Origin of the sequence: Streptomyces mangrovisoli, from assembly GCF_000974985.2 — a bacterium.
Lineage (GTDB): Bacteria > Actinomycetota > Actinomycetes > Streptomycetales > Streptomycetaceae > Streptomyces > Streptomyces mangrovisoli.
Genome location: NZ_LAVA02000044.1, coordinates 53667 through 80235 on the forward strand (window position 1 = coordinate 53667; position 26569 = coordinate 80235).

Genomic DNA, 26569 nt, shown 5'->3' on the forward strand with positions numbered 1-26569 from the left:
GCGTCAGCCCTCGGAACCCTCGGGTTCGCGCCACTCGTCGAGCGGGACCACGTCCTTCAGGAACCCCCGCACCGAGAGGAACTGCGCGAGGTGCTCCCGGTGCTCCTCGCAGGCGATCCACGTCTTGCGCCGCTCCGGCGTGTGGATCTTCGGGTTGTTCCAGGCGAGCACCCAGACGGCGGTGGTACGGCAGCCCTTGGCCGAACAGATGGGGGTCTCGTCACTCACGGGATTTCGTCTCACGGTAGGCCGGAAAAGGCGACGCCGAGCAGCCACGGGGGGAGCTGCCCGGCGTCGGTCCGTCGCTCCGACGGGGGATGCGGAGCGCGTACGCAGTATGTCACGGGTCACCCCGCCCCCGGCACCGGAACAGCACTATGGATCTGAGCTTTTCCTGAGCTTGATGGAGAGCCTGATTCCGGTTGACCCGGGCGTCCGCGACCCCCTTTCGCGGCCGTCGGCAACCGCCGCGGTCAGGCCCCTTCGGTGTGCTCCTCGCGCGTCTTTGCGGACGGTTCGCCCGCACTCCCGTCCGCGCCGGACGGGGTGTGCGGCTCCTCCTCGCGCGGCGCCGAGATCATCGGCCGCAGCGGCACGGACACGAACGTCGACGGCAGCGACGGCGGCCGCTCCCGCCCCGCGTTGGCGACCACGACGGCGACGTAGGGAAGCAGGGCCCCGAGCACCAGCGTGACGATGGCGACGGGCCGTTCGACGTTCCACAGGGCCGCCGTCAGGACGACCGAGACCGTACGGATGCTCATCGAGATGACATAGCGCCGCTGCCTGCCGCGCACGTCCTCCGCGAGGCCGGTCCGCGCGCCGGTGATCCGGAACACCTGTGCGCCGCCCCCACCGCGCTGTTTCCGCATCACGATCCACCATCCGCCCGCATCGGCTCTCCCCGGCCCGAACCCGTCGTCCCCGCCTCGGCCGGGGAGCCGGGGCGGACATCCCCACGGTACGCCGCACCCGCGCCGCCATCGAGACCGGGGCACGAGCCCCGATGCGCCGGGTGGCCGCACCCGGAATGCGCCGGACGGCCAAACGGCCCACGCTGGACGCAGTGCTCACGTCACGCACGAGGAGGCAGCCATGGGCTGGTTGTGGGCGATCATCGTGGGGTTCGTACTGGGCCTGATCGCCAAGTTGGTCATCCCGGGCAAGCAGCACAGCCCGCTCTGGCTGACGACGATCTTCGGCATGCTCGGCGCGATCGTGGGCAACGCCCTCGCGCGCGCCTTCGGCGTCGAGGCGACGTCCGGCATCGACTGGACCCGCCACTTCTTCCAGCTGATCGCCGCGATCGTCATCGTGGCGCTGGGCGACATGGCGTACATGGCGCTGTGGGGGAACAAGAAGGCGCAGCAGCGGGCCTGACCCCCGCGCGAGTACCGACCCCCGCGCGACACCTGACCCCGCGCGAGGCCGGACGCGGAGCGCGGGCCGCCTCCCTGAGGAAGCGGCCCGCGCCCACGCCGTCGCAGGAACGCTCAGGCGCCCGTGACCTCGACCGCGGCCAGGTTCTTCTTGCCGCGGCGCAGCACCAGCCAGCGCCCGTGCAGCAGGTCCGAGACGGCCGGGACGGCGTCCTCGGCGGTGACCTTCTCGTTGTTCACGTAGGCACCGCCCTCCTTCACGGTCCGGCGGGCGGCGGACTTGCTGGCGACCAGGCCGACCTCGGCGAACAGGTCGACCACCGGGCCGAGCTCGGCCACCTTGACGTGCGGCACCTCGGAGAGCGCCGCGGCCAGCGTCCGCTCGTCCAGACCGGCCAGCTCGCCCTGGCCGAACAGCGCCTTCGACGCCTCGATCACGGCGGCCGTCTGGTCGGCGCCGTGCACCAGCGTCGTCAGCTCCTCGGCCAGTGCCCGCTGCGCGGCCCGCGCCTGCGGCCGCTCCTCGGTCTGCCGCTCCAGCTCCGCCAGCTCCTCGGGGGAGCGGAAGGACAGGATGCGCATGTAGGTCGAGACGTCCCGGTCGTCCACGTTCAGCCAGAACTGGTAGAACGCGTACGGCGTCGTCATCTCCGGGTCGAGCCAGACGGCGCCGCCCTCGGTCTTGCCGAACTTGGTGCCGTCCGCCTTGACCATCAGCGGGGTCGCCAGCGCGTGCACCTGGGCCTCGGGCTCCAGGCGGTGGATCAGGTCCAGGCCCGCGGTGAGGTTGCCCCACTGGTCGCTGCCGCCCTGCTGGAGCGTGCAGCCGTGACGGCGGTACAGCTCCAGGAAGTCCATGCCCTGGAGCAGCTGGTAGCTGAACTCCGTGTAGCTGATGCCCTCGGAGGACTCCAGACGCCGGGCGACCGAGTCCTTCGTAAGCATCTTGTTGACGCGGAAGTGCTTGCCGATGTCCCGCAGGAACTCGATGGCCGACAGACCGGCCGTCCAGTCCAGGTTGTTCACCATGACCGCGGCGTTCTCGCCCTCGAAGGACAGGAACGGCTCGATCTGCGAACGCAGCCGGCCGACCCAGTTCGCGACCGTCTCCGGGTCGTTCAGCGTGCGCTCGGCCGTCGGGCGCGGGTCACCGATCTGGCCGGTGGCGCCGCCCACCAGGGCGAGCGGCCGCAGCCCCGCCTGCTGGAGCCGGCGCATGGTCAGCACCTGCACCAGGTGACCGACGTGCAGGCTGGCCGCGGTCGGGTCGAAGCCGCAATAGAACGTGACGGGACCGTCCGCGAGCGCCTTGCGCAAAGCATCTTCGTCCGTGGACAGGGCGAACAGGCCCCGCCACTTCAGCTCGTCGACGATGTCCGTCACGTCTCTCGCGTCTCCTTGATGATCTTCGGGCGGCCGGGTGACAGCCGGCCGCGAACGCCTACGAGGTTATACGCCCTGGCTGACAGAGCTCATATTGAAGTCCGGCACCCTCAGGGCGGGCATCGCAGCCCTAGTGAACCAGTCGCTCCACTCGCGCGGCAGCGTCTTTTCCGTGCGCCCGGCCTCGGCGGCCCGGCCCAGCAGGTCGACCGGCGACTCGTTGAAGCGGAAGTTGTTCACCTCGCCGACGACCTCGCCGTTCTCCACCAGATAGACGCCGTCCCGGGTCAGTCCGGTCAGCAGCAGCGTCGCCGGGTCCACCTCGCGGATGTACCACAGGCAGGTCAGCAGCAGCCCGCGCCCGGTGCCCGCGACCATCTCGTCCAGGGAGCGGTCCGCGCCCCCGTCCAGGATCAGGTTCCCGATCGCGGGCGCCACCGGCAGCCCGGTCAGACCGGCGCTGTGCCGCGTCGTCGTCAGGTGCTTCAGCTCGCCGCCGCCGACCCACTCGGTGGCCCGCACCGGCAGCCCGTTGTCGAACACCGACTCGTCGCCGCCCGAGGAGTGCGCCACCACGAAGGGCGCGGACTCCAGGCCCGGCTCGTTCGGGTCGCTGCGCAGGCTCAGCGGCAGATCGGTCAGCCGGTCGCCGATCCGGGTGCCGCCGCCCGGCCGGGAGAACACCGTGCGGCCCTCCGCCGCGTCCCGGCCGGACGCCGACCACAGCTGGTAGATCAGCAGATCCGCGACCGCCGTCGGCGGCAGCAGCGTCTCGTACCGCCCGGCCGGCAGCGCCACCCGGCGCTCGGCCCAGCCGAGCCGCACGGCGAGCTCGGCGTCCATCGCCAGCGGGTCCACGTCCTTGAAGTCCCGCGTGGAGCGGCCCGCCCACGCCGAGCGCGCGCGGTCCGGGGACTTCGCGTTCACCTCCAGCGTGCCGGTGGGCTGGTCGTGCCGCAGCCTGAGCCCCGCCGACGTGCCCAGGTACGTCGACACCAGCTCGTGGTTGGCGAAGCCGTACAACTCCCGGCCGCCCGCCCGCGCGCGGGCGAAGGACTCGCCCAGCGCCGGCGCGAAGTCGGTGAAGACCGCCGACGACGTCTCCGCGGGCGCGTCCGTGAAGTCGGGGGAGTGCGGGGTGCCGGTGACCAGCGGCTGCGCGTCCTCGGCGGGATGTGCGCCCCGCGCGGCGGCCTCGGCGGCCCGCACCAGCGGCTCCAGCTCGTCCGCGGTGACGGCGGACCGCGACACCACCCCCGAGGCGGTGCCCTCCTTGCCGTCGACGGTGGCGATGACGGTGAGCGTGCGCCCGCGGGTCACGCCGTTGGTGGTGAGCGCGTTGCCCGCCCAGCGCAGATTCGCGGTGGAGTGCTCGTCGGCGATCACGACGCATCCGTCCGCGCGGGACAGCGCCAGCGCCCGCTCGACGACCTCGTGCGGCTTGTGCGCCTTCTTCGGACCCGCGCTCATCGACCGGCCTCCTGCGTGGTGTTAAGGATGTTGACGCCCTTGAACAGGGCGGAGGGGCAGCCGTGCGACACGGCCGCGACCTGGCCCGGCTGGGCCTTGCCGCAGTTGAACGCGCCGCCGAGGACATACGTCTGCGGGCCGCCGACGGCCGCCATGGAGCCCCAGAAGTCGGTGGTCGTGGCCTGGTAGGCGACGTCCCGCAGCTGTCCCGTGACGCGCCCGTTCACGATCTTGAAGAAGCGCTGGCCGGTGAACTGGAAGTTGTAGCGCTGCATGTCGATGGACCACGACCGGTCGCCGACCACGTAGATCCCGCGGTCCACGCCCCCGATCAGGTCCTCCGTCGACATGCCCGCCGGGTCCGGCCGCAGCGACACGTTGGCCATCCGCTGCACCGGCACATGACCGGGGGAGTCCGCGTAGGCGCAGCCGTTGGACCGCTCGAAGCCGGTCAGCCGGGCGATCCGCCGGTCCAGCTGGTAGCCGACGAGCGTGCCGTCCTTGACCAGGTCCCAGGACTGGGCCGCCACGCCCTCGTCGTCGTAGCCGATCGTCGCGAGGCCGTGCTCGGCGGTGCGGTCGCCGGTGACGTTCATCAGGTCCGAGCCGTAGCGCAGCTTGCCGAGCTGGTCGAAGGTGGCGAAGGACGTGCCCGCGTACGCCGCCTCGTAGCCGAGGGCGCGGTCCAGCTCCGTGGCGTGGCCGATCGACTCGTGGATGGTCAGCCACAGGTTGGACGGGTCGACGACCAGGTCGTACAGGCCCGGCTCGACGCTGGGCGCGCGCATCTTCTCCGCGAGCAGCTCCGGCATCCGCTCCAGCTCGCCGTCCCAGTCCCAGCCGGTCCCGGTGAGGTACTCCCAGCCGCGCCCGGCGGGCGGTGCGAGGGTGCGCATCGAGTCGAACTCGCCGCTCGACTCGTCGACCGACACCGCCGTCAGCTGCGGGTGCAGCCGGACCCGCTGCTGCGTGGTCACGGTGCCCGCCGTATCCGCGTAGAACTTGTTCTCGTGCACGGTGAGCAGGGACGCGTCCACGTGGTCGACCCCGGGCGCGGCCAGCAGCCGCGTGCTCCAGCCGGCGAGCAGCGCCGCCTTCTCCTCGGCCGGCACGTCGAACGGATCGATCTCGTACGACGACACCCAGGTCCGCTCGGCGTGCACGGGCTCGCCGGCGAGCTCCACCCGCCCCCACTGCCCGTCCGCGCCCGTGGACCGCGCCCCGGCCGCGCTGATCACCTGCGCCGACAGCTTCGCCATGGCCACCGCCTGCGAGGCGACCTTCGCGGCGGCGTCCGGGGTCAGGTCCACGCCCGACGCGAAGCCCCAGGTGCCGCCGTGCACCACGCGCACCGCGTACCCCAGGTCGGTGGTGTCCGAGGAACCCGCGGGCCGGGCGTCCCGCAGCCGCCAGGACGCGCTGCGCACCCGCTCGAACCGGAAGTCCGCGTGCTCGGCCCCGAGGGAGCGTGCGCGCGCGAGCGCGGCGTCCGCCAGGGGCCGCAAGGGCAGTGCGCGGAACGATTGATCGATTTCATGGGCCATGGGCGGCCTTCCCTTCGGTCATGGCGCGATTCGGGTGAGTGAACCATGTCGTCGAACGCTGTGGCGTGGCTATTCGGCCGTGGCGGCAACGACGAGATCCTGGCCGGGAGTCGTGGGGCCGAAGACCGGCGCGAGGCGCTGTCGGCCGGTTAGGCTCGACGGGCGATCACGCCGGACGAGCCGTTGTGGTCTTCGTGTTCCGGGAGAGGCGGTACCACCCCATGAGCAGCGCAGGCGGGGCGTCCCAGGCGCCGGACCCCCGACTCGTACGCCTGGCTGGGCAGTCCCGCAACTTCGGGTTCCTGCTGCCGCACCTTCCCCTGCTCGTCGCGTACGGAACCGCGGCCGAGAGCCATGTCTTCAGCGATCCGAACACCTCGCTGATCAAGTCCCGCCAGTTCGGCGAGGCCATGGCCGCCGACCTGGTCAACCGGGGCCGGGTCCGGCTGGAGGGCGGTACTCAGTTCGACCGGCTGCGGGCACTGGACCGGGAGGGATACCTCCACGGCGACGTGGGCGCAGCCTTCCACGAGGTGCGCACGCTCGGCAACGACGCGAACCACTCGGGGCTCGACAGCGCCGACGACGCCTTCCGAGCGCTGCGCACCTGCTTCCGTCTCGGGGTCTGGTACCACCGGCTGCTCACGGGCTCGCGCCAGCAGTTGCCGTTCGTGCCGCCCAGCCCCGACCGCACCCCCGCCGCCGAGAACAAACGCCTGCTTCGGGACGTCGCCCAGGCCCGCAAGGATCTCGAAGAGGCCCGCCTCAGCTACCACGACCAGGCGTCCCAGGCCCAGGCCGAGCAGGCGGCCCGGAGCGCCGTCGAGCGCGAGCTCGCCCAGGCGCAGGCCGAGCGCGAGCAGCTGGCCCGTGCGGTCGCGGCGATGCAGGACCGGCTCAAGGAGTACCAGGCCGCCGCCGACACCACGCGCATCAGCCGCAGGCGGGCCGATATCACCGACCGGGCTGCCGCGTCGGCGGCCGTCGCGGAGCGCGCCCGCCTCCTCGACAACGCGGAGCAGGCATCCCGCGAACCCCTCACCGAGGTACAGGTCCGCAAGCGGCTCGACGCGATGCTAGCGGCGGCCGGCTGGGACGTCCAAGACGGCGGCGCGGATCTCAACCTTCATGTCCAGGGCGACCGGAGGGGCAACGGCGTCGCCGTCCGCGAGGTCACCACCGCCAGAGGCCGCGCCGACTACGCCCTCTACGTCGACCGCAAGCTCGTCGGCGTCATCGAGGCCAAGCGCGAGGGCGCCGACCTGTCGGCCGCCGAGGCCCAGGCCGACGGTTACGCCGACCACCTCACCGACGCCCAGCAGCGCCTCAGTGCCTGGCGTACGCCGCTGCCGTTCCGGTACGTGAGCGACGGCGGCGAGACCCGCTTCCGGTCCGTCCTCGACCCGGACTCCCGCACCCGCCGGATTTTCTCCTTCCACCAGCCGCGCACCCTCGCCCGCTGGGTCCGCCAGGCCGAGGAGGACGAGCAGGCCCCCAGCTACCGGGCCCGCTTGCGGTTGCGCATGCCCGACCTCGACGAACGCCCGCTGCGCCCGGCACAGATCAAGGCGGTACGCGGCGTGGAGGACTCGGTGGCACACGGCAAGGGCCAGCAGGGGATGGGCCAGTCCCGTTCCCTTGTCCAGATGGCCACCGGCGCGGGCAAGACGTTCACGGCGGTGACGTTCTCGTACCGGATGCTCAAGCACGCGCGCGCCGAACGTGTCCTGTTCCTGGTCGACCGCAACAACCTCGGTGTGCAGGCGTTCGCCGAGTTCGAGAACTTCAAGACCCCTGACACCGACCGCAAGTTCGCCGACCTCTACAACGTCCAGCGCCTCGGCGCGGAGGGCATGTTCGCCTCCTCCAAGGTCGTCATCTCCACTGTCCAGCGCCTCTACATGGAACTCACGGGAGCGAGTCTGCCGGGCACCGAACACGGTGACGGCGAGATCGACTACGACGTCGACGTGCCGGGCGGCATCGAGGTCGGCTACAACGCCGACATCCCCCCGGAAGCCTTTGACCTGATCGTCGTCGACGAGTGCCACCGCTCCATCTACGGCAAGTGGCGTTCCGTCCTCGAGTACTTCGACGCCCCCGTCGTCGGCCTCACCGCCACGCCCGTCGCCCAGACCTTCGGCTACTTCAACGGCAACCTGGTCAGCGAGTACTCGTACCCGCAGGCGGTCGCCGACCGCGTCAACGTCGACTTCTCCGTCTACGAGATCGAGACACGCATAACGGCCGAGGGCGGTGTCATCGCGCACGGCACGATTCCGGTCCGTGACCGCCGCACCCGCCGCCAGCGCTACGAGGACATCGACGAGGACATCGAGTACGGCGCCAGGCAGGTCGGTGTCGGAGTCATCAGCAAGGACCAGTTGCGTACGGTCGTCCAGACCTTCCGCGACCGCCTGTTCACGGAGATCTTTCCCGAGCGCGCCCGACACGACCCGGAAACGGGCGTGCTGCGCTGGGACGAGATGTACGTGCCCAAGACGCTGGTCTTCGCCAAGAACGACAACCATGCGGAGGAGATCGTCGAGGTCGTCCGCGACGTCTTCGGCAAGGGCAACGACTTCTGCGTGAAGATCACCAGCGCGGCCCGCAACGCCGCCGAGCGCCTCGCCGCCTTCCGCAACCTCCCGGAGCTGCGTATCGCGGTCACCGTCGACATGATCGCCACGGGCACGGACGTGAAGCCGCTGGAATGCCTGCTGTTCCTGAGGGACGTCAAGAGCTGGGCGTACTTCGAGCAGATGAAGGGCCGGGGCGCCCGCACCCTCTCCCTGACGGACTTCGAGAAGGTCACCCCCGGTGTCGGCCCCAAGACCCGCTTCGTGATCGTCGACGCGGTCGGCGTGACAAAAAAGCCGAAGATCGACGCCGCACCGCTGGAACGCCACACGGAGAAGCAGATCAGCCTAGAGAAGCTGCTCCGCAAGACCGCTGCGAACACCATCGAGGAGGAAGAGGTCTCCACCCTCGCGGCCCGCCTCGCCAAGCTCGACATCCAGATGACGGACGAGGAGCGCGCCGAGATCCAGCGCCTGAGCGGCGGACTGGAACTGACGAAGATCGTTCACGGGATGGTCGAGGCCGTCTCGGCGGACCGGCAGCTGGACGTGCGGGAGGCCGCTGAGCGTGCGGGCCGGGACCCCGAACGCGCGGTACGCGACCTCATCGAGAAGGCCGTCCGCCCCCTCGCCGCCGCACCGCCGCTGCGCGCCCGCTTGCTGGAGATGCGACGCGCGAAGGACATCCTGTACGACGAGAACGGCACCGACGAACTGGTCCGAGCGGGGGCCGCCGCCGACGAGGACACGGCGACGCAGACGGTCCGCGACTGGCGCCGGTACATCGCGGACAACCGTGACGAGATCGCGGCGATGTCCATCGCGTTCAGCGCCGGCTCCGACGTGCCGCCGGGTGTCGCCATGGACAGGCTCAAAGACGTGGCCCGCAGCATCGCCCGCCCGCCGCGCGCCTGGACTCCGGACAGGCTGTGGAAGGCGTACGAGAAGATCGGCGAAGCAGTGATCGACGGGGCCCGGCGCAGGCACGCGGATTCCGATCTGCTGGCCCTGCTCCGGTACGAACTCGCGGGCGGCGCCGCACAGGGCGTTCCGGCACCGCGCCCGTACGAAGAGCTCGTACGCGAGCGCTACGAGGCGTGGCTCACCCGCCAGGAACAGGCGGGCGCGCGTTTCACTGAACGCCAGCGCTGGTGGCTCGACCGCATCGCCCTCGCGACGGCCGAGCAGGTACGCTTCGACACTGCCGACCTCGACTACGCTCCTTTCACCTCGCGCAACGGCACGGACGGGTTCATCGCCGAATTCGGGGGGAAGCGGGCGGAACACATCATCATTGACCTGGACAAGGAGCTGAGCGCGTGACGACCGACTCGGGTGTGGGGCCGAGAGGTTCGGAGGCCGAGGGTGACGTCATGAGGGAGCTGCCTGCCGGGTGGGTTCGGGCGACGCTCGGGGAGTTGGGCGTTGAGGTTCAACCTGGATTTGCGAGCGGTAAGCACAACCGTGACGGTGAGGGAATTCTTCATCTCCGTCCGATGAACATCACCCGTAACGGAATGCTGGACACGCTGGATGCGCGTTACGTTGTTGATGACTCCGACCGGCGCGTCGTGCTGGGTGACGTTCTGTTCAACAACACCAACAGTCCGGCGCTTGTGGGGAAGACGGCGTGGGTTGACTCTGCCAAGCCAGTCGCTTATTCCAATCACATGACGCGACTGCGGGGCCCGGAAGGGCTTGAAGGCAGGTTCCTCGCTGCGCAGCTGCACCATATGTGGGCGACAGGATATTTCAAGTCGATTCTGAATAATCATGTAAATCAGGCAAGCGTTTCCCGTAAAGCGCTCCTGGATACAGTGGTCGTTATCCCGCCCCTTGCCGAACAGCATCGCATCGTTGCCAGACTGAGTGATCAGCTGGCGAATATCGAAGCAGGAGAGGCGGCGGTCGTGGCCGCCATTACCGCCTCCGATGTCCTAAGAAATCAGATCACAGGCGATGGTGCATGCGGAGGGCTTAGCAGGGTTGAGCGCTTCCCTGTCCCGATCGATTCCGCAGATGTGGATGACGGGAAGCTTCCCTATCTCCCGAGCGGATGGAGATGGGTACGTCTCGGAGAGCTTGCTGATGTCGTTGGCGGGGTTACGAAAGACAGTAAAAAGCAGAGCGATCCCGCATACGTCGAGGTTCCGTATCTTCGGGTCGCGAATGTTCAGCGTGGGCGAATCGTGCTCGACCGAGTGGAAAAAATCAAGGTTCCAGAGAAAAAGGCAGAATCTCTGAGGCTTGAGGTCGGTGACGTTCTTCTCAATGAAGGAGGGGACCGGGACAAGCTGGGCCGCGGGTGGGTGTGGGAAGGGCAGATAGAGAAATGCATTCACCAGAATCACGTATTTCGCGCCCGTGTTACAAGAGATACCCTGGATCCCCGCTTGCTCGCGTGGCATGCGAATGCGTTTGGCAAGGACTGGTGTGACCGTAACGGAAAGCAGACAGTAAATCTTGCTTCCATCAGTCTTCGAAGGATCAAACTACTTCCTGTGCCTGTGCCGCCGAAAGCCGCGCAGCGAGATCTGGTCAAGCTGATCGAAAGCCGTTTGGCGGAGGCGGAAACCGCTGCGGAGGTGGCCCAAGGGGTGTACGAGCAAGGCGTGACCTTGCGGAAGGCCCTTCTTAACGCCGCCTTCACCGGTTCCCTGGTTCCCCAGGATCCCGACGACGAGCCCGCCTCTGCCGTCTTGGACCGGCTCCGAGCTCTGCAGACAGTCAGCGCCAAGCCGACAGGTCGTAAGCGCGAGCCCGGTACAACGTCCCAGGCGGCCCCCCAGACCTCCGGCCGACTGGTTTCCCCCGGCGTCCAGGAAGCCCTCCCCCTGTGAGCACCATCATGAGCAGCAGTACCGATACGCCCCCCACGGACCCCGCTGGCGCCGGGGACTCGCCCACGCCTGGCGCGACGCCTGCCCCCCCTGCGGGAGGCGAGGCCAAGACCAAGGCCGCCCCCGCCGCCCCGGTCTCGACCTCCACCCTCGTCAACCGCCTCTGGTCGTACTGTGAACTGCTCCGCCACTCCGGCGTCTCCACCCTGGACTACGTCGAGCAGCTCACGTACCTCCTCTTCCTGAAGATGGCCGACGAGCGCACCAGCCACCCGGCCGTCTTCCGGCGCAACGCCCCCGAGCGGCCTCTCGTTCCCGAAGGCCGCGACTGGAAGAGCCTGACCACCCGATCCGCCGAAGCGCTGCTCGACCAATACGAGTTCATCCTCAAGGATCTGGGCCAGCGCGGCGGCACCATGCTCGGCGAGGTCTTCACCAAGGCGCAGAACAAGATCCATGAACCGGCCGTCCTCGAACGCCTGATCAAGGACCTGATCGACCCTCACACCTGGACCACAGAGAACCAGGACCTCAAGGGCGACGCCTACGAGGGCCTCCTCCAGCGTGGCGCCGAGGACCGCAAGACCGGCGCGGGCCAGTACTTCACACCCCGCCCGCTCATCGACGCGATGGTCGACTGCGTGCAGCCGAAGCCCGGTGAGTGGATCACCGACCCGGCGTGTGGCACCGGCGGATTCCTCATCGCGGCGCACGCCCACCTCGTCCTGAACCACGAGGACGAGCTGTACGGCGACAAGGGCCGCGACCTCCAGACCGGCGCCATCACCGGGTACGAACTCGTCCGCGAGACCGGCCGTCTCGCCCTGATGAACATGCTGCTGCACGGCATCGGAAGCTCCGAGGCCAAGCCGCTCATCACCATCCAGGACTCCCTGGCTCGCCCGCCGAAGCGGCACTACGACATCGTGCTTGCCAACCCGCCCTTCGGCGTCGGCTCGGTGACCGGCGAGTCGTACACCTCACGCACCGACTTCTGGGCGCCGACGACGAACAAGCAGCTCAACTTCGTCCAGCACATCTACAACCTGCTGAAGACCAACGGCAGAGCCGCCCTCGTTCTCCCTGACAACGTCCTCTTCGAGAGCGGGGCCGGCGAAACCATCCGCAGGAACCTCCTCAACCTGTGCGACGTCCACACCCTCCTGCGCCTGCCCACCGGCATCTTCTACGCCAACGGAGTCAAGGCCAACGTCCTGTTCTTCGACAAGATCGGCCAACGCTCCGGAGGCCGCCCTGGCACGCGCAAGCTCTGGGTCTACGACTTCCGTACGGACCAGCGCTTCACGCTCAAGCAGCGGCAGTTGGGCCGCCAGCACCTGGACGACTTCGTCGCGGCCTATCACTCCGGCGGCACGGACTTCGCGAAGCGCACCCCGAGTGACCGCTTCCGCGCGTACGACTACGATGAGTTGATCACCCGCGACAAGGTCAACCTGGACATCACGGTGCTCAAGTCCGGTGCCGCCGCCACGGAGTACGCGTCACCGGACGTGATCGCGCAGGAGATCGTCGACGAACTCGAAGTGGCACTGGCCCAGTTCACAGCCGTGGCCCGCGCCCTGAAGAAGGGCAACCCGCCGACGGCCGACGACAAGTAGCGCCGGGCGGCGGGCCGGTAGTTCACCGAGAACCACCGGCCCGCCGCTGTTCGTCAAGCTCCGCGCTCAGAGCTCGCCCGCGATCACACCTGCCCGGAACGCGGCCCACTCCGACGCGGTGAACCGCAGTGGTTCCCGATCCGGGTTCTTCGAATCGCGTACGGCCCGTGCGCCATGCGGCAGTTCGGCGACCTCGACGCAGTCGTTCTCGGCACCACTGGCTGTTGCCTTGCGCCAGACAGCGCCATTGAGGTCTTGGTCGTACAGCTCAGTTTTGCGGTCGATCACTTCCGGAAGCCTTCTTCCAGCTTGGCGATGTGTACGAGTGAGTCCTCGACGGGCAGGGCGGTGGCGCGAATGCGCTCGTACGCCCGCTCGAACGGGACCGCGTCTTCGCCTTCAACGTACGTTGCTGTACCCGCGTTCTCCAAGAGGACGACGCTCGGCAGCGGTGCCCGGAACTTGGTGAGCGAGAAACCGCCTTCAAGCCCTGGATGAGGTGTTGCGTCGAGGGGCATCAACTGCACTGTCACATTGGGTAGCTCGGCGGTCTCGCGAAGTCTGCGCAGCTGCTCTCGCATCGTGTCGGGCCGGCTTGCGAACCTCAGGTGCAAGGCTGCCTCGTGGATGATCGCCCAGAACTCCGGAGGGGCGTCAGGTCGACTGAGCACGGCCTGGCGAGCCATGCGCACCTCCGCCAAGGCGGTGACCTCTTCGATGCTTCGGGTGGTGGTGATCCCGACGATCGTCTCGCGCGCATAGGCGGCGCTTTGTAGCAGCCCCGGAATCAACAGGGGCGACCATGAACACACCACCTCGGCGTCCGTCTCCAGGGAGATGTAGTCCGCGTAGAGCGGGCCGACGACCTGCGAATACGCCTGCCACCACCCCTTCTTCGCCGCGTCGTTCCTCAGCTGCTCCAGAGTGTCGCGAACCTCGTGGTCGTTCACTCCGTAGATCGTGAGCAGCTTGTCCAGGTCGGCGGGTCGGATCGCCTGTACGGCATTCTCGATCTTCGACATCTTCGGGCTCTGCCACGCCATCGCGGCGGCGGCGCGCTCCAGGTTCAGGCCAGCCTCGTTGCGGAGCCTGCGAAGTGCTCCTCCTAGTCGGCGGCGCCTGACGGTCGGGGCCAAAGGGGCGTTCGGCATACCAGCATGATGTCATTCGCGCCATGCCCTGACAGGAGGTAAAGGGAAACAATAACCCGATCGGGTAGAAAGGTTGCAATTTCAGGGGGTGTGTGGCCACCCTCAAGTCATCGTAAAGCAAGGCAAGTCCACACCCGACGCAGAGGAGCCCCCATGCCTCACTCTCTCGGCTGGTGCCACACCCCCACCCCCTCCGGCTTCGTTCTCCACCTCACTGCCACCCCCGACCACCTGCATGCCACCCGCTCTCTCATCGCCAGGACGCTCTCCGGTGCCGGGATGGTTGAAGACCTCGTGTACTCGGCGCAGTTGGTGATGTCCGAGCTGTGCGGGAACGCGGTCCGCGCGTGTGGTGACTTCGTTCCACTGGTAGCCGAGGTGGAGGTCACGTCGTCCGGGTGCGGCGATGACGCGGGGCGAGGCGTCCGGGTCAGGCTGCACGACCCGTACCGCCGGACGCTGCCCGTGCGGGGCGGCGGTGTGCGGCTCGACGATCCTGAGGCGGAGTCGGGGCGCGGTCTGCCGCTGGTCGATCTGCTCGCACCGGGGTGGCGGGTCGCGGGCGCGCCGGTCGGCAAACAGGTGCGCTGCTGGATTCCGGGCCGACCGGGGCGTGATGTCTGACAGGCTGAAAACCGTACCGCGCGGGGCCCTGGATGCCGACCTTGCACCTACCCTGGAAGGGAGTTGATCGCCTGCGGCCCGGTCGGCCGGTTCCGATGCGTTCTCGGAGCGCTTCGTGCCCGGGATCCGACGCTGCCGCAACAGGGGGTGGCCTGTCGGCGTATCTACTCGGACAGAGACGTTCGAGAACGGGTGGGGCATGGCGGCAGAGCGCGACGACATCGGGGCGAGAGGGCCGGAGGCGCACTGGACGGCGGACGGGATCCTACGGCGCTGGCGACGGTTCTTCGAGCAGAAGCCGAGCCTCAGAGGGCTGACCCGGCTGGAGTTCACCGAGCACATCGCGTACCTGCTCTTTCTCAGGCTCGACCATGAACGCGCCCAGCGCACCGGGATGTTCGCGAGTCCGCCGATCGCACCGGCGGACAGCTGGCCGAGTCTCGTCCTCGCCGGCGGGGAGAATCTGCACGGTGCCCTGACCCGGTTGATGGCCGAACTCGGCAAGGTGAACCCGCAGGATCCCCGCCGGGCCGTCGCGAGTGTCCTCTTCCACGACTCCCGCCCCTGGCCAGCCGACAAGATGGCAGATCTGGGACGGCTGATCGTCGAGGAGTTCGATCCGTACCGCTGGTCCGACGTGCCTCGGGACGAACTCGGCTCCGCCTTCTCCCTGTTGATAGCGGACTGCCGGGACGATATCCGTGCCAAGCGGGAGACGGGCCAGTTCCTCACCCCGCCCCACCTGCTTACCGTCATAGCCAAGGCGCTCGCCCTCACCCCACGGGACCGCGTGATCGATGCGGCCGTCGGGGTCGGCACCAGCCTCATCGCCGCCCACCGCGAGATGGCCGCGCACGGGGGCCGCGTGGACGCCGCCGCCATCGCGGGCGCCGACATCGACGTGCAGATGTGCCGCCTGGCGACGATGAACGTGCTCCTCAACACCGGGCGCCAGTTCCACGGCGTACCGCCGGTACTGCGCGCGGACTCGCTCGACACGAAGGATCGCCTGGTACGCCGGTACGAGTCGGACGTCCCCGCCACCGTCGCCATCTGCAACCCGCCCTTCAAGAGCAACGTTGAGGCGAACACCGAGCGGCGGAGTGACTTCTGGGCGCAGAACGCCACGCTCCCGGCCAACTTCCTCCAGCACCTGGCCGTCACCCTGCCCCAGGGGGCCAGGGCGGCCGTCTTCGTCCCCGACGGCGTGCTGTTCCACGGCGGAGCGGCGGCCACCATCCGCAGGACGCTCCTGAGGAACTGCGACGTGCACACCCTGCTGCGGCTGCCGACCGGCATGTTCCACGACACCGGTTCCAAGTCGAACGTCCTGTTCTTCACCAAGTCCTTCCGGCGCCCGAACGGCGATCCCGCCACCGACGAGCTGTGGGTGTACGACGCCCGAGACCTGCACCACACGGACACCGAGAACCCGCTCACGGAAGAGGACTTCGCAGAGTTCCTGGAGGCGTACCGGCCCGGAGGGGAGGGGCGCGCGGGGCGCGTCGAATCGGCGCGCTTCAGGCGGTACAGCCGGGACGACGTGCGCGACATAGCGGACAGCGGCAGCGCCAGTCTCGATCTGAAAGCCCATCTCGCCGACGCGCCCGACGACTTCGGCGACCCGCGCGAGATCGCCCAGTCGATCGTCGACCGCCTCGGTGACGCACAGCGGAGCTTCCAGGTGGTTCTGGACTCGCTCGACTGATGCTCCTCGCGCCGCCCGCACTCGCCGCTCCCTGCTAGCCGGAACAGGAACCATGAACGCGACTCCCCAGCAGTCCGCAGCACCCGTCCCCGCCCCGGTCCGCCAGACCGAGCGGGCCTTCGACACGACGTACCCCGGCCTCATCGACGTGAGCGACTTCGGCAACCGGCCGCCGGAACAGACCCAACCCGCTTTCCGCTCCCGTGCTCTGGCGGCGCACGCCGTGCGCATCATGACCGACTGGACCCCCGAGCAGGCGGCCGACTGCGTCATCGACGGAGGCCAGGACCAAGGGATCGACGCCATCGCCATCGACGAGGCGAACGCACACATCTACCTCGTGCAGGCCAAGTGGAGCCCGGACGGGACGGCCAAGGCGGACGAGACCGCGGTCCACAAGCTCTTCGCAGGGCTCACCCTCATCGACTCCGGAGAGGCCGCCCAGTTCAACCCTCGCGGCCAGATCCTCGCCAAACGGGCACACGACCTGATCGGCGAGAAGAGCACCCGGATCACACAGGTGATCGCCCTCATGGGGACGAAGCCGCCTTCGCCGGGTGTGCTGCAGGTCATCAAGAACGGCGAGAACGAGTTCAACTCCCATGGTGAGTACGTCGACCACCACTTCCTGCACGCTCCTGACATCCACGGCCTGGTGTTGCGGGACCAGCAGAGCGACCCCGTCACGCTGACGGCGACACTCCACCCCTGGTTCAGCGTGCCCTCGCCCTACCTCTCCTACGAGGGCGTCGTACAGGCCGAAGAGGTCGCGACCTGGGCCGAGCACGGCAACGAACTGTTCGTCCGCAACATCCGCAACCCGCTGGGGCTCACCCCCATCAACAAGGAGCTGCTGGACACGCTCACCGGAGAGCCGTCCCACTTCTGGTACTTCAACAACGGAGTCACCGTCCTGTGCGACTCCCTGGAAGCGGTGCCCGGATCGCAGAAGTTCCCCGAGCGCCACCCCGTCCGCCTCACCGCCAAGGGCGCCAGCGTCGTCAACGGCGCACAGACCGTGCGTTCCGTCATCGACGCCGCCCAGCAGTCCGAGGAAGCCGGACTCGCCCAGGTCACCGTTCGCTTCATCGTCACCGGTGGCGACACCGAGTTCGCCAACCGCACCACCCAGGCCACCAACCGCCAGAACCACATCACCGAGCGCGACCGCATCGCCCTCGACCCCGTCCAAGCGGTGCTCATAGCAGAGTTCCGTGCCGAACTCGGCCTCGTGTACAGCGTCCGCCGCAGCGAACTCGAACCCCAGGACGACGAGGGCTGCTCCGTCGTGGAGGCCGCGTGCGCGCTCGCCTGCGCCCACACCGGCAGTAGATTCGCGGCCCGGCTCGTTGCGTCCGGCTCCACAGACGTGCTGTGGGAGCGGGGAAGCAGCGGTATCTACGACCCCCTCTTCCGCTCTGTACCCAGCGTGTACGCGATCTGGAACGCCGTGAACGTCCTGCGGGCCGTGCGTACGGCTCTGCGTACGGAACGCGAACAGTACGCCGGGCGCGCGGCCGCCGTCATCGACGACGGCACGTTCCTCATCACCCACCTGGTGTTCCGGCAGCTCCTGGACCAGGACGCCGGCATGGGCGAGCCGGACCAGTCGCTCGCGTGGGCCGCCGAGGCCAAGCAGCAGGTGCCCGGCCTGGTGAAAAGGGCTGTACCGGCGCTCGTACGGGCCCTGGACGAGGTGGGGGCACGGTCAAGTCTCCAGCGGGTGTGCGCCGACCCCGGACAGGCCGCCGACCTCGTGACCGCGGCCCTGACAGTCCTCGACGGCGGAGGGGGCGAGGATGCCGCCGCGCAGTATCGGCGTCAGGAGGACAAGCCGCGCAAGACTCGCAGGCCCAACGCGGTGCACGTCATCGTCGACAGGGGCGCCCTCGACGAAGGAGCGCCCCTGCATCTGGCCCTGTACCTCCAGCCGGAGAAAGAGGCGCTTGCTGCGTGGCTGGACGCGAACCCGCGCCGGGCACTCGCGAAGTGGACCAACACCAACCGGGCGCGCCCGATCGTCTGGGCCGCCGACGGCAACACGTACTCGCCGAGCGGTCTCATCGCACGCATGTGGGAGCTGGCGGATTGGGAAGGGCGCCCGGTTTCGAACCAGGGCACCGCCCGCTGGGCCACGCAGGACGGAGAGACGCTTGCCATCCTCGCCCGGCGGCTCCTCGACGGCTTGGAAGGGGAGAAGGACTCCGAGTGACAGCCGTGGAGCCGTGGACAGGTCAGCCGTGACGCGAACCCCTTATTTGTAGTTACAGTGGAAGCTGTGTAGGCACAAATGAGGGGTCGCCGCTATGAGCACCATCTCCGTCCGTGAGTTCTCGTACAACCCCAGCGCGGTTTTCGCTCGTGTGGAGAAGGGGGAGACCGTTGAGGTCACCCGCCACGGCAATGTCATCGCGATACTGGTCCCGAGCGGCGGCCCGATGGAGCGGTACGCCCACCTGGTGGCGCAGGGCAGGATCAAGCTCAAGGCGGCCACCGCGGTCAATCTGGCGGACTTCCCTCGGTACGACGTCGGCGACGATGCGCCGGACCCCCTGGAATCGCTGCTCGCCGAGCGCGAGGAGTACTACCAATGATCTACATGGACTCATCGGCATTGATCACGTTGCTGACAGGGCGGGCTAACGCCTCCGCGCTGGAAGCCTTCCTCGCGGGCTTTCCCCTCTCGCCACTGGCCACGTGCACCGTCGGGTTCGTGGAGACCGTGCGACACCTGGACCGGGCGGGAAGTTTCCCGCAGGCCCTGGCGGATCTTGATGAACGGGTGACGGAGATTCTCCTCGGTCGGGAGGTCCGCGACCTGGCCACCCGTGTCGACCCTGGCCTGCGTGCGCTCGATGCCCTCCACGTGGCGAGCGCGCTTTCACTTGAGCGAGATCTGGTGGCGCTCGTCACGTACGACCGCCGGATGTTCGACGCGGCGTGCAAGGAAGGGCTGCCCGCCCGCGCCCCAGGTGTGGAGGACTGATGCAGACCGCCTCCTGCGGGTCGTCGACTGTAGAGACCCCACAGGAGGCGAGCCGCGCCACTGTCGGTGCCCGATTGCCCGCCGACGCACCCGGACCGATAGGTTTTCGAAGAAGCCGCCTGTCATCCAGGTGTTCGGGCGGGTGAGATCAGACCGCTATCGAAAGGGTGATCCGTTGAGCCGCTCGGTTCTCGTCACCGGAGGCAACCGGGGCATCGGCCTCGCCATCGCCCGCGCATTCGCCGAAGCCGGCGACAAGGTCGCGATCACGTACCGCTCGGGGGAGCCGCCGGCCGCCCTCAAGGAACTGGGCTGCCTCGCCGTCAAGTGCGACATCACCGACTCCGAGCAGGTGGAGCAGGCATACAAGGAGATCGAGGCCGAGCACGGCCCGGTCGAGGTGCTCGTCGCCAACGCGGGCGTCACCAAGGACCAGCTCCTGATGCGCATGTCCGAGGAGGACTTCACCTCGGTCGTCGACACCAACCTCACCGGCACCTTCCGCGTGGTCAAGCGCGCCAACCGCGGCATGCTGCGCGCCAAGAAGGGCCGCGTGGTCCTGATCTCCTCGGTCGTCGGTCTGCTCGGCTCCGCGGGGCAGGCGAACTACGCCGCCTCCAAGGCCGCCCTGGTGGGCTTCGCGCGCTCCCTCGCCCGTGAGCTGGGTTCGCGCAACATCACCTTCAACGTCGTCGCGCCCGGCTTCGTCGACACCGACATGACCAAGGTGCTCACCGACGAGCAGCGCGCGGGCATCGTCTCGCAGGTCCCGCTCGGCCGTTACGCGCAGCCGGAGGAGATCGCCGCGACGGTGCGGTTCCTCGCCTCGGACGACGCCTCGTACATCACTGGAGCCGTCATCCCTGTTGACGGCGGACTGGGAATGGGTCACTGATCATCATGAGCGGAATTCTCGAGGGCAAGCGCGTCCTGATCACCGGTGTGCTGATGGAGTCCTCCATCGCCTTCCACACCGCGAAGCTGGCCCAGGAGCAGGGTGCGGAGATCATCCTGACCGCGTTCCCGCGGCCCACGCTGACCGAGCGCATCGCCAGGAAGCTTCCCAAGCCCACCAAGGTCATCGAGCTCGACGTCACCAACGAGGAGCACCTCGGGCGCCTGGCCGACGTCGTCGGCGAGGAGCTCGGCGGCCTCGACGGCGTCGTGCACTCCATCGGCTTCGCGCCGCAGGACGCGCTCGGCGGCAACTTCCTCAACACGCCGTTCGAGTCGGTCGCCACGGCCATGCACGTCTCGGCGTTCTCCCTGAAGTCGCTGACCATGGCCTGCCTGCCGCTGATGCAGAACGGCGGCTCGGTCGTCGGCCTCACCTTCGACGCCTCCTTCGCCTGGCCGCAGTACGACTGGATGGGTCCGGCCAAGGCCGCCCTGGAGGCCACCAGCCGCTACCTCGCGCGCGACCTGGGCAAGCAGAACATCCGCTGCAACCTCATCTCCGCGGGCCCGATCGGCTCCATGGCCGCCAAGTCCATCCCGGGCTTCGGCGAGCTCGCCTCCGTCTGGGACAACCGCTCCCCGCTGGAGTGGGACCTGAAGGACCCGGAGCCGGCCGGCAAGGGTGTCGTCGCGCTGCTGAGCGACTGGTTCCCGAAGACCACCGGCGAGATCGTGCACGTCGACGGCGGTCTGCACGCCATCGGCGCCTGATCGCCGACCGCCGCACCAGGCGTCCTGGTCGCCGACCGCTCCACCAGGTGAGGGCCCGCATCCCGCGAGGGGTGCGGGCCCTCACCCGTTCGGCCCATCCGGCCGGGCGGGCAAGGGTCCGGGACGCGCACTCTGGAAGGGCGCTCACCTGGCGTTTTTTCCTCCCCAGCGTCACCGAGGAGGTTCCCTTGTGCGTCTGTCCCGCAGCCTGGCCACCGCGACGGTCGCCGTCGCGCTGGTGATGTTCCTGCCGAACGAGGCGACGTCCTACGCGGGCGCGCAGGACGGAAAGCCGCTCCCGGATCTGTTCGGGGCCGACTGCCGGATCTCCGTCCGCGGCTCCCATGTGATCGCCCACTGCCACAACCCGTATGTCGACACCGACCGCGTGAGCCTGCACGTGGAGTGCGCGCGCTGGTGGGACCTCGACACCGACGGCACCCCGGTGGACGTCGGCCCCGCGCTGACCGTACGGCTGACCGGACGCTGCTGGAAGGAGGTCCGCACGGCCTGGGTCGGCCACGAGAGGGTGGCGGGCTGAGTGGCTGAGCCCATCGACTGCGGCTGCGGGGCGCCCCGTCAGGGGCGCGGGGAACTGCGCGGAAGGGCCCCACCGGCCCGCGCCGATCCGCGACCGGCACCACCCCCAGGGGCGCGGGGAACTGCGCGACCGGCCACGACGGGCCCGCCGGGGGCATGGGGCTCAGCCCAGGGGGTTGGTGGGCCGGCACAGGTAGGGATAGCTCGCCGCCTCCGCGGCAGCGGCCTCCGCGTCGCCCGAGCGGATCGCGTCGACGAGCCGCGTGTGGTCCATGTACGTCTCCGGCGTCAGCTCCGCGCCGACGTCCCCCCGCAGCCAGTCCCGCAGCACCTCGCCGAGATCGGCGTACATCGCCGTCATCACGTCGTTGTGCGAGGCCGCCACCACCGCCAGGTGAAGGGTCGCGTCCGCGGCGACGAACGCCTCCGCGTCGCCGGACTCCCACGCCTGCTCACGCCGTACCAGCAGGGCGTCCAGCTGTTTGAGGTCCTTCTCGGTGCGCCGCTCGGCGGCCAGCCGCGCCGCGGCCGACTCCAGCGTCGAGCGCAGCTCCGCGATGTGCCCGGGGTCCGCGTCGGCGAACCGCCGGTGCATCACCCCGGCCAGCTCGCTGGTGGCCACGACGTAGGTCCCCGAGCCCTGGCGGATGTCCAGCAGGCCGTTGTGCGCGAGCGCGCGGACCGCCTCGCGGACCGTGTTGCGGGCCACCCCCAGCTGCTCGACCAGCTCCGGTTCGGTGGGGATGCGGGAGCCGACCGGCCACTCGCCCGAGGTGATCTGGTTCCGCAGCGCCGCGATGACCTGCTCGCTCAGCGCCGACCGGCGGGGATGGCTCAGAGGCATGGGCAACCTTCGCACGGGAGGGCCGCGGGCAGGCGGTCGGGGGATGGACAACCAATCATCCCATGATTCTATGATGGACGGCATGGTGAGCGAGGAGAACCGGCCCGGCGGGTCGACGACAGTCACGGCATCGGGCCCCGGCGGGGGCGTTGGTACGGCCGCCAAGGGGTCCGCGGAGTCCGGCGCGTCCCCGAGGCGGGCGCGGGCCTGGTCGACGCGGCTCGTCGTGGTCGGCATCGTGCTGTCCGCGCTGAACCTGCGCCCCGCCATCACCAGCCTCGGCGCACTCCTCGAGGAGGTCCGCGACGGACTCGGGATGAGCGGCAGCGTGGCCGGCGTGCTGACCTCCGTGCCCCCGCTCTGCTTCGCCGTGTTCGGCGTCATGGCGCCCCGGCTGGCGCGCCGCTTCGGCCCGGCCGCGGTGGTCTGCGCGGGCATGGCCGCCATCACGGCGGGCCTGCTGATACGGCCCTACGTCGGCGGCACCGCCGGATTCCTGGCCGCCAGCGCGCTCGCCCTCATGGGTATCGCCGTCAGCAACGTGCTGATGCCGGTGATCGTCAAGCGCTGGTTCCCCGACCGGGTCGGCTCGATGACCGGCCTGTACTCGATGGCGCTGGCCCTCGGCACGTCGGCCGCGGCGGCGGTGACGGTCCCGCTGACCGACGCCCTGGGCGGCAGCTGGCGCTCCGGCCTGACCGCCTGGGCGTTCCTCGCGGCCGTCGCCGTACTGCCGTGGCTGCCGCTGGTCCGCGACCGCGCGGCGGGGGTACGGACCCCCTCGCGGCCCGACGCGCAGCCCGCCTCGCGGACCATCGCACCGACCACCGCGCAGACCACCCCGGACGAACCCGCGCTGCGGATCTCCCGCAGCCGTACCGCCTGGGCGCTCGCCGTGTTCTTCGGCCTCCAGGCCACCGCCGCCTACATCACCATGGGCTGGATGCCGCAGATCTTCCGGGACGCGGGCGTCTCCGCGGGCACGGCCGGGGTGCTGCTCGCCGTGACCATGGTGATGGGCGTCCCGCTCGCCTTCGTCATCCCCCGGCTCGCCACCCGCCTGCCCCACCAGGGCCCCATCGTGCTCGCCCTCGGCGCCTGCGGCCTCGCCGGATACACGGGTCTCTTCCTCGCCCCGGCCGCCGGGGCCTGGGTCTGGGCGGTGCTGCTCGGCGTCTCCAACTGCTCGTTCCCGCTGGCCCTCACCATGGTCGGGATGCGTGCCAGGACGGGCGCGGGCGTCGCGCAGCTGTCGGCGTTCGCGCAGAGCACCGGCTATCTGCTGTCGATCCCGGGCCCGCTGCTGGTGGGCGTGCTCTACCAGAGCAGCGGCGGCTGGGGCCTGCCGATCGCGCTGATGGCCGGCCTCATGGTGCCGCAGATGGCGGTCGGCGTCCTGGCGGGCCGCGACCGCACGGTGGAGGACGAGGCGGCGCGCGGAGGGCCCCGGCGACCGGGCGGCGTGCGCGAGGTGCAAGACTGAGCCCATGCCAGTGCTCGATCCGAACCCTCCGAACGGCCAGAAGAAGATGCTGATCGTCTTCGGCTCGTTCTTCGCCATCTTCGCGGTCATCGCCATCGTCGCGACCATCGTCTCGCCCTGATCCGCCGCCCATGGTGGTGCTAGCCCCCCTGTCCCCTAGGGGGTGAGGGTCAGGGTCAAGTGGGTGGGTCACCGGATGGGGCGGGGGCCGCCGGATCCGTACCGTCGAGACGTGGCCGCGAGGAACGCGGCGCGGACGACTCGGAGACACCGGAGGCACCCATGTCGGCCCCCACGCACACCCGGCCCCACCCGGCCAAGGCGGCAGGCGTCGACATCAGGCTGCCCTGGTGGGCGCTCGCGCTGCCGACGCTGGCCTTCATCACCCTGCTCGCGCTGATGCTCAACGCCTCGGACGCCCAGGCCGCCGGCGACCCCGTGGTCACCCATCTCCTGGACCGCGTGCAGAGCCTCATGGGCCGCTAGGGCCTGTCCGGCAAACCCGTCCGCCCCATGGCACGGACCCGGCCGATCCGCGAATCCGCATGTCAACTCCCTGCGCCCCTTGGCCTGTTTCATGCGAAGCTGGTTTCCATGAGCGTCGCAGAACCCCGCAGGATTGTTGTCTTCCGTCATGCGAAAGCCGACTGGCCGCAGGTGACCGATCATGAGCGCCCGCTCGCTGACCGGGGCCGCATGGACGCCGCGGTCGCCGGCCGCAAGCTCGCCGACGGCGGCATCCCCTTCGACCTGGCCCTGTGCTCGACGGCGATCCGGACCCGGGAGACCTGGAAGCTGGCCGTGCACGAGCTCCCGCACCGGCCGAAAACCGTCTACGAGGAGCGGCTCTACGAGGCCTCGCCGGGCGAGCTCATCGCGGTGCTGAACGAGCTGGCGGACGACGTGCAGAACGTGGTCCTGATCGGCCACAACCCGGGCGTCCAGGGTCTGACCGAGGTTCTCTCCGGCTCCGCGGACGGCGATGCCCGCGAACACCTGGACCGCCGCGGCTTCCCGGCGGCGGCCTTCGCCACGCTGTCCTTCGACCGCTCCTGGAAGAGCCTGGAACCGGGCACGGCCACCCTGCTCGACTACTGGGCCCCGACCGACTGACGACGACCGCGTTCACGCTCCCCGCGCCGCGTCAGGGGCGCGGGGAACTGCGCGGCCGGCCAAGACCGGCCCGCACGCGACCACCGACGGGACCACCCCGGGCAAGCCCCACCCTGCTCGGGCGCGCCGAACCCGCTCAGTCCTCCTCGTGCGCGTCCGCCGCCTCGACCTCTTCACGGGTGATGCCCAGCAGATACAGCACCGTGTCGAGGAAGGGCACGTTCACCGCGGTGTGCGCGGCCTCGCGGACCACCGGCTTGGCGTTGAACGCGACGCCGAGCCCGGCCGCGTTCAGCATGTCCAGGTCGTTGGCGCCGTCGCCGATCGCCACCGTCTGCGAGAGCGGCACGCCCGCCTCCGCGGCGAACCGGCGCAGCAGCCGCGCCTTGCCCGCGCGGTCCACGATCTCGCCGGTGACCTTGCCGGTCAGCTTCCCGTCCACGATCTCCAGCGTGTTGGCCTGTGCGAAGTCCAGGCCCAGCCGCTCCCGCAGATCGTCGGTGACCTGGGTGAAGCCGCCCGAGACGACGCCGACCTGGAAGCCGAGCCGCTTCAGCGTGCGGATCAGGGTGCGGGCGCCCGGGGTCAGCCGCACCTCCTGGCGCACCTTGTCCACCACCGAGGCGTCCAGCCCGGCCAGCAGTGCCACGCGCGCGTGCAGCGACTGCTCGAAGTCCAGCTCGCCGCGCATCGCGGCGGCGGTCACCTCGGCGACCTTGTCCTCGCAGCCCGCGTGCGCCGCGAACAGCTCGATCACCTCGTCCTGGATGAGCGTGGAGTCCACGTCCATCACCACCAGGCGCTGCGCCCTGCGCAACAGCCCCGCGGCCACCACCGCCACGTCCACGCCCAGCGCCGCCGCGTCCGTCACCAGCGCGGTGCGCAGCGCCTCCGTCGCCACGCCGGACACCGCGAACTCCACAGCGGTGACCGGGTACTTGGCGAGGCGGAAGATGCGGTCGATGTTGCCGCCGGCCTTGGTGATCCGCGCGGCGATCGCGGCGGTCGCCTCCGCGGTCAGCGGGTGACCGAGCACCGTCACGAGCGAACGGCCCTCTCCGCGCGGGCGGTTGTCGCCCCGGCCGGAGATGATCTCGGCCTGCATCTTCACGGACTCGGCCCAGCTGTGCACGGTGGCCCGCAGATCGCCGTCGAGGCCCGCGTCCGGCTGGCTCACGAGCGCGCACAGCACCATCCGGCCCCGGGTGACGACCTGCTCGATGTCGATCACGTCGACGGAGTAGGCGGCCAGGGTGTCGAAGAGGCCGGCCGTGATACCCGGCCTGTCCTTGCCGAAGATCTTGACAAGGAGGGTGGGGGCGGCGGAGGTCTGCGAAGCGTTCATGGTGTTTCCACCGTATCCGGCACCCCGTGCCTCGTGCCGTCGAGGTCCGCCTAGCGGACACGGAACAATGGGTTACGCGCAGGTGGCCGCCCCTCGACGGAGCGTCACCGACCCCAGGGGCCACACCGCGCCGCTCTGCCGCAGGGCAGCCTCCGCCACACCGCCGTACCGCCGCACGCCGCCGCCGCACCGCCGCACACCGCGTCGCCGCCCCTCAGCGCGAGCCCCTCGGCCGCCCCGGCGGAGACGGCGGAGGCGGCGGAGGCGGCGGAGGCGGCGGAGGAGTGGAAGGC

26 protein-coding genes are annotated in these 26569 nt (G+C 69.6%); 16 read left to right on the forward strand and 10 right to left on the reverse strand.

Annotation, left to right across the window (positions count from 1 at the left end; all coding sequences use genetic code 11):
• Positions 1–3: 3 nt before the first annotated feature.
• Positions 4–228 carry a hypothetical protein gene (locus WN71_RS19970; protein WP_046591686.1) on the reverse strand — a complete coding sequence of 75 codons (225 nt, stop codon included), beginning with the start codon at positions 226–228 and terminating at the stop codon, positions 4–6.
• A gap of 245 nt (positions 229–473) precedes the next feature.
• Positions 474–872 (reverse strand): DUF3099 domain-containing protein, encoded by a 399-nt coding sequence (locus WN71_RS19975; RefSeq protein WP_046591685.1) that lies wholly within the window; start codon positions 870–872, stop codon positions 474–476.
• Positions 873–1095: 223 nt separating this feature from the next.
• On the opposite strand from WN71_RS19975, the gene WN71_RS19980 reads away from it, so the two are divergent.
• Positions 1096–1380 carry a GlsB/YeaQ/YmgE family stress response membrane protein gene (locus WN71_RS19980; RefSeq protein WP_046591684.1) on the forward strand — a complete coding sequence of 95 codons (285 nt, stop codon included), beginning with the start codon at positions 1096–1098 and terminating at the stop codon, positions 1378–1380.
• 113 nt (positions 1381–1493) lie between these two features.
• Here the strand turns inward: WN71_RS19980 and tyrS are convergent, their stop codons facing one another.
• From tyrS to WN71_RS19995, 3 genes are all read right to left on the reverse strand, one after another.
• A complete protein-coding gene (tyrS, locus tag WN71_RS19985) occupies positions 1494–2762 on the reverse strand; it encodes a tyrosine--tRNA ligase (protein ID WP_046591683.1) in 1269 nt (422 codons plus the stop codon).
• 66 nt (positions 2763–2828) lie between these two features.
• The gene (locus tag WN71_RS19990) at positions 2829–4232 is read right to left on the reverse strand and encodes a metallopeptidase TldD-related protein (RefSeq protein ID WP_046591682.1); all 1404 of its coding nucleotides are present in this window, start codon (positions 4230–4232) and stop codon (positions 2829–2831) included.
• Positions 4229–5776, reverse strand: coding sequence for a TldD/PmbA family protein (locus WN71_RS19995; RefSeq protein ID WP_046591681.1), 1548 nt, complete (start codon positions 5774–5776; stop codon positions 4229–4231). Before WN71_RS19995 ends, WN71_RS19990 begins: the two co-directional genes overlap by 4 nt.
• A gap of 221 nt (positions 5777–5997) precedes the next feature.
• Between WN71_RS19995 and WN71_RS20000 the strand changes: the two genes are divergently transcribed.
• The 3 genes from WN71_RS20000 to WN71_RS20010 are packed head-to-tail and all read left to right on the forward strand — an operon-like array spanning position 5998 to position 12814.
• On the forward strand, positions 5998–9678 hold the full coding sequence (locus WN71_RS20000; protein ID WP_143074850.1) for a DEAD/DEAH box helicase family protein: 3681 nt from the start codon (positions 5998–6000) through the stop codon (positions 9676–9678).
• The gene (locus tag WN71_RS39915) at positions 9675–11195 is read left to right on the forward strand and encodes a restriction endonuclease subunit S (RefSeq protein ID WP_079177967.1); all 1521 of its coding nucleotides are present in this window, start codon (positions 9675–9677) and stop codon (positions 11193–11195) included. The genes WN71_RS20000 and WN71_RS39915 overlap by 4 nt, the downstream gene beginning before the upstream one ends.
• Before the next feature lie 8 nt (positions 11196–11203).
• Entirely contained in the window at positions 11204–12814 is a 1611-nt protein-coding gene (locus WN71_RS20010) for a class I SAM-dependent DNA methyltransferase (protein WP_079177970.1), read from the forward strand.
• Positions 12815–12880: 66 nt separating this feature from the next.
• Here WN71_RS20010 and WN71_RS39920 read toward each other — a convergent pair whose 3' ends face one another.
• Together WN71_RS39920 and WN71_RS20015 are read right to left on the reverse strand one after the other, a co-directional pair.
• Positions 12881–13102, reverse strand: coding sequence for a DUF397 domain-containing protein (locus WN71_RS39920; protein ID WP_079177968.1), 222 nt, complete (start codon positions 13100–13102; stop codon positions 12881–12883).
• Complete coding sequence (locus tag WN71_RS20015; protein WP_046591680.1) at positions 13099–13965, reverse strand: DUF5753 domain-containing protein; 867 nt, start codon at positions 13963–13965, stop codon at positions 13099–13101. The genes WN71_RS39920 and WN71_RS20015 overlap by 4 nt, the downstream gene beginning before the upstream one ends.
• Positions 13966–14118: 153 nt before the next feature.
• On the opposite strand from WN71_RS20015, the gene WN71_RS20020 reads away from it, so the two are divergent.
• The 8 genes from WN71_RS20020 to WN71_RS20055 all read left to right on the forward strand — a co-directional run bounded on the left by WN71_RS20020 (position 14119) and on the right by WN71_RS20055 (position 21492).
• Positions 14119–14589, forward strand: coding sequence for an ATP-binding protein (locus WN71_RS20020; RefSeq protein ID WP_046591679.1), 471 nt, complete (start codon positions 14119–14121; stop codon positions 14587–14589).
• A 199-nt stretch (positions 14590–14788) separates the two neighbouring features.
• Entirely contained in the window at positions 14789–16297 is a 1509-nt protein-coding gene (locus tag WN71_RS20025; RefSeq protein ID WP_046591678.1) for an N-6 DNA methylase, read from the forward strand.
• A gap of 52 nt (positions 16298–16349) precedes the next feature.
• Positions 16350–18509: an AIPR family protein gene (locus WN71_RS20030; protein ID WP_046591677.1), complete on the forward strand. Its 2160-nt coding sequence runs from the start codon at positions 16350–16352 to the stop codon at positions 18507–18509.
• A 94-nt stretch (positions 18510–18603) separates the two neighbouring features.
• Positions 18604–18891 carry a type II toxin-antitoxin system Phd/YefM family antitoxin gene (locus tag WN71_RS20035; RefSeq protein WP_046591676.1) on the forward strand — a complete coding sequence of 96 codons (288 nt, stop codon included), beginning with the start codon at positions 18604–18606 and terminating at the stop codon, positions 18889–18891.
• Positions 18888–19283, forward strand: a complete 396-nt coding sequence (locus WN71_RS20040) for a type II toxin-antitoxin system VapC family toxin (protein ID WP_079177969.1) — start codon at positions 18888–18890, stop codon at positions 19281–19283. Before WN71_RS20035 ends, WN71_RS20040 begins: the two co-directional genes overlap by 4 nt.
• A gap of 175 nt (positions 19284–19458) precedes the next feature.
• Positions 19459–20178: a 3-oxoacyl-[acyl-carrier-protein] reductase gene (gene fabG / locus WN71_RS20045; protein ID WP_046591675.1), complete on the forward strand. Its 720-nt coding sequence runs from the start codon at positions 19459–19461 to the stop codon at positions 20176–20178.
• Positions 20179–20183: 5 nt separating this feature from the next.
• Positions 20184–20951 (forward strand): enoyl-ACP reductase FabI, encoded by a 768-nt coding sequence (gene fabI / locus WN71_RS20050; protein ID WP_046591674.1) that lies wholly within the window; start codon positions 20184–20186, stop codon positions 20949–20951.
• 190 nt (positions 20952–21141) lie between these two features.
• On the forward strand, positions 21142–21492 hold the full coding sequence (locus tag WN71_RS20055) for a hypothetical protein (protein WP_046591673.1): 351 nt from the start codon (positions 21142–21144) through the stop codon (positions 21490–21492).
• Between the two features lie 162 nt (positions 21493–21654).
• Here WN71_RS20055 and WN71_RS20060 read toward each other — a convergent pair whose 3' ends face one another.
• Positions 21655–22335, reverse strand: a complete 681-nt coding sequence (locus WN71_RS20060; protein ID WP_046591672.1) for a FadR/GntR family transcriptional regulator — start codon at positions 22333–22335, stop codon at positions 21655–21657.
• Between the two features lie 82 nt (positions 22336–22417).
• Here WN71_RS20060 and WN71_RS20065 point away from each other — a divergent pair, with 82 nt between their 5' ends.
• The 4 genes from WN71_RS20065 to WN71_RS20075 all read left to right on the forward strand — a co-directional run bounded on the left by WN71_RS20065 (position 22418) and on the right by WN71_RS20075 (position 24931).
• Entirely contained in the window at positions 22418–23818 is a 1401-nt protein-coding gene (locus tag WN71_RS20065; protein WP_079177971.1) for a CynX/NimT family MFS transporter, read from the forward strand.
• Between the two features lie 4 nt (positions 23819–23822).
• On the forward strand, positions 23823–23939 hold the full coding sequence (locus WN71_RS43240; protein WP_276208116.1) for an SGM_5486 family transporter-associated protein: 117 nt from the start codon (positions 23823–23825) through the stop codon (positions 23937–23939).
• Between the two features lie 161 nt (positions 23940–24100).
• Entirely contained in the window at positions 24101–24304 is a 204-nt protein-coding gene (locus WN71_RS20070; protein ID WP_046591670.1) for a hypothetical protein, read from the forward strand.
• A 108-nt stretch (positions 24305–24412) separates the two neighbouring features.
• On the forward strand, positions 24413–24931 hold the full coding sequence (locus tag WN71_RS20075; RefSeq protein WP_046591669.1) for a SixA phosphatase family protein: 519 nt from the start codon (positions 24413–24415) through the stop codon (positions 24929–24931).
• Positions 24932–25067: 136 nt separating this feature from the next.
• Here the strand turns inward: WN71_RS20075 and serB are convergent, their stop codons facing one another.
• Positions 25068–26276 (reverse strand): phosphoserine phosphatase SerB, encoded by a 1209-nt coding sequence (gene serB, locus WN71_RS20080; RefSeq protein WP_046591668.1) that lies wholly within the window; start codon positions 26274–26276, stop codon positions 25068–25070.
• Positions 26277–26380: 104 nt separating this feature from the next.
• The coding region (locus WN71_RS42290) for a hypothetical protein (protein WP_206300105.1) at positions 26381–26569 on the reverse strand (189 nt) is incomplete at its 5' end.